The sequence below is a fragment of the Modestobacter caceresii genome (assembly GCF_000761485.1).
In the GTDB taxonomy this organism is placed as follows: Bacteria; Actinomycetota; Actinomycetes; order Mycobacteriales; family Geodermatophilaceae; genus Modestobacter; species Modestobacter caceresii.
This window is the reverse complement of the sequence record NZ_JPMX01000078.1, coordinates 1-5,566: the sequence shown is the minus strand read 5'-3', so window position 1 is coordinate 5,566 and position 5,566 is coordinate 1. Positions and strand designations below refer to the sequence as shown.

At 58.7% G+C, this 5,566-nt stretch carries 3 rRNA genes; all 3 read right to left on the bottom strand.

The annotated features are described in order from the left end of the window. Positions 1-6 precede the first annotated feature (6 nt). Positions 7-123, bottom strand: a 5S ribosomal RNA gene (rrf, locus tag IN07_RS17140). 137 nt (positions 124-260) lie between these two features. Beyond that, positions 261-3,385 (bottom strand): 23S ribosomal RNA (locus tag IN07_RS17135). Between the two features lie 508 nt (positions 3,386-3,893). Next, positions 3,894-5,417 (bottom strand): 16S ribosomal RNA (locus IN07_RS17130). The 16S, 23S and 5S rRNA genes sit together here, the layout of an rRNA operon. Positions 5,418-5,566 lie beyond the last annotated feature (149 nt).

The following is a 5,566-nucleotide window of genomic DNA, read 5'->3' as shown; positions in this document are numbered from 1 at the left end:
AGTTATGTCCGGCGGCGTCCTACTCTCCCACCCGGTCCCCCGGGCAGTACCATCGGCGCTGAAAGGCTTAGCTTCCGGGTTCGGAATGAGACCGGGCGTTTCCCTTTCGCCATGACCGCCGTAACACTGTGAAGATGTACCCAGTGACCTGACCCCAGCACAGCTGGGGATCAGCCTCGGGCGGAACCAGAATGGTTCCGTACCTTCAGAGCTGCACAGTGGACGCGACATCGTCTTGCAAAAATGGGCTGGATGAGTATGTGGTCAAGCCCTCGGCCTATTAGTACCGGTCAGCTCCACGACTTGCGCCGCTTCCACTTCCGGCCTATCAACCCGCTGGTCTGGGCGGGGGCCTTACCCGGTTGACCCGGTGAGAGACCTCATCTCGAAGCGAGCTTCCCGCTTAGATGCTTTCAGCGGTTATCCCTGCCGAACGTAGCCAACCAGCAGTGCTCCTGGCGGAACAACTGGCACACCAGAGGTTCGTCCGTCCCGGTCCTCTCGTACTAGGGACAGCTCTTCTCAAGTCTCTTACGCGCGCGGCGGATAGGGACCGAACTGTCTCACGACGTTCTAAACCCAGCTCGCGTGCCGCTTTAATGGGCGAACAGCCCAACCCTTGGGACCTACTCCAGCCCCAGGATGCGACGAGCCGACATCGAGGTGCCAAACCATCCCGTCGATATGGACTCTTGGGGAAGATCAGCCTGTTATCCCCGGGGTACCTTTTATCCGTTGAGCGACACCGCTTCCACATGCCGGTGCCGGGTCACTAGTCCCAGCTTTCGCTCCTGCTCGACCCGTCGGTCTCGCAGTCAAGCTCCCTTGTGCACTTGCACTCGACACCTGATTGCCAACCAGGCTGAGGGAACCTTTGGGCGCCTCCGTTACATTTTGGGAGGCAACCGCCCCAGTTAAACTACCCACCTGACACTGTCCCTGATCCGGATCACGGACCGAGGTTAGACATCCAATTCGACCAGAGTGGTATTTCAACGATGACTCCACGAACACTGGCGTGCCCGCTTCACAGTCTCCCACCTATCCTACACAAGCCGAACCGAACACCAATATCAAGCTATAGTGAAGGTCCCGGGGTCTTTCCGTCCTGCCGCGCGTAACGAGCATCTTTACTCGTAGTGCAATTTCGCCGAGCCTGTGGTTGAGACAGCTGAGAAGTCGTTACGCCATTCGTGCAGGTCGGAACTTACCCGACAAGGAATTTCGCTACCTTAGGATGGTTATAGTTACCACCGCCGTTTACTGGCGCTTGAGTTCTGAGCTTCGCCCCGAAGGACTAACCCGTCCCCTTAACGTTCCAGCACCGGGCAGGCGTCAGTCCGTATACATCGTCTTTCGACTTCGCACGGACCTGTGTTTTTAGTAAACAGTCGCTTCTCACTGGTCTCTGCGGCCACCCACCGCTGCCCCGCGCAAGGCGGTTCACAGCAGATGGCCCCCCTTCTCCCGAAGTTACGGGGGCATTTTGCCGAGTTCCTTAACCACAGTTCGCTCGATCGCCTTGGTATTCTCTACCTGACCACCTGAGTTGGTTTGGGGTACGGGCCGCTAAGAACTCGCTAGAGGCTTTTCTCGGCAGCATAGGATCATCCAATTCGCCTCATTCGGCTATGCGTCGGGCCTCACCCTGTGTGCGATGCGGATTTACCTACATCGCGGGCCACACCCTTGCACCGGTACTACCACTCACCGGTAGGACTACCTTCCTGCGTCACCCCATCGCTTGCCTACTACCAGTCCGGGTCCCACGCTCCACTCGATCAGCCCCGAAGGGCAGTCACGAGCTTCGGATGGTTAGCATCGCTGGCTTCAGCATGGGCGTTCTTTCGCGGGTACGGGAATATCAACCCGTTGTCCATCGACTACGCCTGTCGGCCTCGCCTTAGGTCCCGACTCACCCTGGGCGGATTAGCCTGGCCCAGGAACCCTTGGTCATCCGGCGGGGGAGTTTCTCACTCCCCTTTCGCTACTCATGCCTGCATTCTCACTCGTGTGGCGTCCACGGCTGGATCACTCCGCCGCTTCAATCGCCACACGACGCTCCCCTACCCATCCACACACCTGGCCACCACCCCGAAAGATGATGACGGGTTCATGTGAATGCCACAGCTTCGGCGGTGTGCTTGAGCCCCGCTACATTGTCGGCGCGGAATCACTTGACCAGTGAGCTATTACGCACTCTTTCAAGGGTGGCTGCTTCTAAGCCAACCTCCTGGTTGTCACTGCGACTCCACATCCTTTTCCACTTAGCACACGCTTAGGGGCCTTAGCTGATGATCTGGGCTGTTTCCCTCTCGACTACGAACCTTATCGCCCGCAGTCTCACTGCCACGCTCTCACTTACCGGCATTCGGAGTTTGGTTGATTTCAGTAACCTTGTGGGGCCCCTAGACCATCCAGTGCTCTACCTCCGGCAAGAAACACGTGACGCTGCACCTAAATGCATTTCGGGGAGAACCAGCTATCACCGAGTTTGATTGGCCTTTCACCCCTACCCACAGCTCATCCCCTCAGTTTTCAACCTAAGTGGGTTCGGTCCTCCACGCGGTCTTACCCGCGCTTCAACCTGGCCATGGGTAGATCACTCGGCTTCGGGTCTAGAGCACGCGACTCAAACGCCCTGTTCGGACTCGCTTTCGCTACGGCTACCCCACACGGGTTAACCTCGCCACGTACCGCTAACTCGCAGGCTCATTCTTCAAAAGGCACGCAATCACCCCCACGCGTAAACGCGCATAAGGCTCTCACGGCTTGTAGGCACACGGTTTCAGGTACTATTTCACTCCCCTCCCGGGGTACTTTTCACCTTTCCCTCACGGTACTTGTCCGCTATCGGTCACCAGGGAGTATTTAGGCTTAGCGGGTGGTCCCGCCAGATTCACACCGAATTTCACGGGCTCGGTGCTACTTGGGATACGACTCGGGAGGCCATGAGTTTTCGTGTACGGGGCTCTCACCCTCTACGGCGACCCCTTCCAGAGGCCTTCCACTAACACATGGCTTTCTGACTCCCTGACAGTTCGGCAGAACCGCCTGAATCGTCCCACGACCCCGACCACACAACACCTGCCGGCTTGGCATGCGATCGGTTTAGCCTCATCCGCTTTCGCTCGCCACTACTCACGGAATCACGGTTGTTTTCTCTTCCTGTGGGTACTGAGATGTTTCACTTCCCCACGTTCCCTCCACGCGCCCTATGTGTTCAGGCGCGGGTCACACCACATGACTGGTGCGGGGTTCCCCCATTCGGAAATCCTCGGATCAACGCTCGGTTGACAGCTCCCCGAGGCTTATCGCAGCCTCCAACGTCCTTCATCGGCTCCTGGTGCCCAGGCATCCACCGTGTGCCCTTAACAACTTGACCACACACAACACCCACGCCCGCCCACCACAACACCCCCACACCCCGGGCGTGAACCCAAGATCGGTGAGCGATGTACGCGGACCAGCGCGGATATCCAGAACAATACTTACAAGATGCTCGCGTCCACTGTGCAGTTCTCAAAGTACGGAAGATGACCCACCATCCATCACCGCCAGCCCCGGTCAACCCGGGCGGTACGACGACAAGCAGGCCTCCCACAGAGCAAGCAACCCGACCCCCACAGGGGCCGGCCCACTCCCTCAGGACCCAACAGCGTGCCTACGACCAGACCCACTCCACCACCCCGCTCCACACCCTCACCCAGCTTCCGAAGAAGCAGGGGTCAACAGGCCGTACTAGGGGCAGCATCAGCTACCTGGCCGAACTGGTCAGCGTTCCACCCTCGAGCTCCGTCACGAACACCCGAGCACCCCCGAGAATGAGGGCACTTCACGGTCCGCGCACGGCTCTGGACCACCACACGAGTGTGGCGGCCAGTGCTCCTTAGAAAGGAGGTGATCCAGCCGCACCTTCCGGTACGGCTACCTTGTTACGACTTCGTCCCAATCGCCGATCCCGCCTTCGACGGCTCCCTCCCACAAGGGGTTGGGCCACCGGCTTCGGGCGTTACCGACTTTCGTGACGTGACGGGCGGTGTGTACAAGGCCCGGGAACGTATTCACCGCAGCGTTGCTGATCTGCGATTACTAGCGACTCCAACTTCATGGGGTCGAGTTGCAGACCCCAATCCGAACTGAGACCGGCTTTTTGGGATTCGCTCCACCTCGCGGTATCGCAGCCCTTTGTACCGGCCATTGTAGCATGTTTGCAGCCCTAGACATAAGGGGCATGATGATTTGACGTCATCCCCACCTTCCTCCGAGTTGACCCCGGCAGTCTCCTATGAGTCCCCACCATCACGTGCTGGCAACATAGAACGAGGGTTGCGCTCGTTGCGGGACTTAACCCAACATCTCACGACACGAGCTGACGACAACCATGCACCACCTGTGCACGACGCCAAAGGCACCCCGTATCTCTACGAGATTTCCGTGCATGTCAAGCCTAGGTAAGGTTCTTCGCGTTGCATCGAATTAAGCAACATGCTCCGCCGCTTGTGCGGGCCCCCGTCAATTCCTTTGAGTTTTAGCCTTGCGGCCGTACTCCCCAGGCGGGGCGCTTAATGCGTTAGCTGCGGCACGGAGACCGTGGAATGGCCCCCACACCTAGCGCCCAACGTTTACGGCGTGGACTACCAGGGTATCTAATCCTGTTCGCTCCCCACGCTTTCGCTCCTCAGCGTCAGTTACTGCCCAGAGACCCGCCTTCGCCACCGGTGTTCCTCCTGATATCTGCGCATTTCACCGCTACACCAGGAATTCCAGTCTCCCCTGCAGTACTCTAGTTTGCCCGTATCGACTGCAGGCCCGAGGTTGAGCCTCGGGTTTTCACAGCCGACGCGACAGACCGCCTACGAGCTCTTTACGCCCAATAATTCCGGACAACGCTTGCACCCTACGTATTACCGCGGCTGCTGGCACGTAGTTGGCCGGTGCTTCTTCTGTAGGTACCGTCACTTTCGCTTCGTCCCTACTGAAAGAGGTTTACAACCCGAAGGCCGTCATCCCTCACGCGGCGTCGCTGCGTCAGGCTTTCGCCCATTGCGCAATATTCCCCACTGCTGCCTCCCGTAGGAGTCTGGGCCGTGTCTCAGTCCCAGTGTGGCCGGTCACCCTCTCAGGCCGGCTACCCGTCGTCGCCTTGGTGGGCCATTACCCCACCAACAAGCTGATAGGCCGCGGGCCCATCCTCAGCCGATGAATCTTTCCACCACCAGACCATGCGGTCAGCGGTCACATCCGGTATTAGCACCAATTTCTTGGAGTTATCCCAGAGCTGAGGGCAGGTTGCCCACGTGTTACTCACCCGTTCGCCGCTAGGGCACCACCCCGAAGGATGGGCCTCGCTCGACTTGCATGTGTTAAGCACGCCGCCAGCGTTCGTCCTGAGCCAGGATCAAACTCTCCGTAGATGATTTGATCGCAGCTGAGACCAAGAGTTGGCACTCTCGTTCAATCAACCAAAGGAATCCCAACGACACCCCGAAGGACGCCGAATGGGGGTATTGATACTTGGCACTGACTTTCGGCACGCTGTTGAGTTCTCAAGGAGCGGACGCGC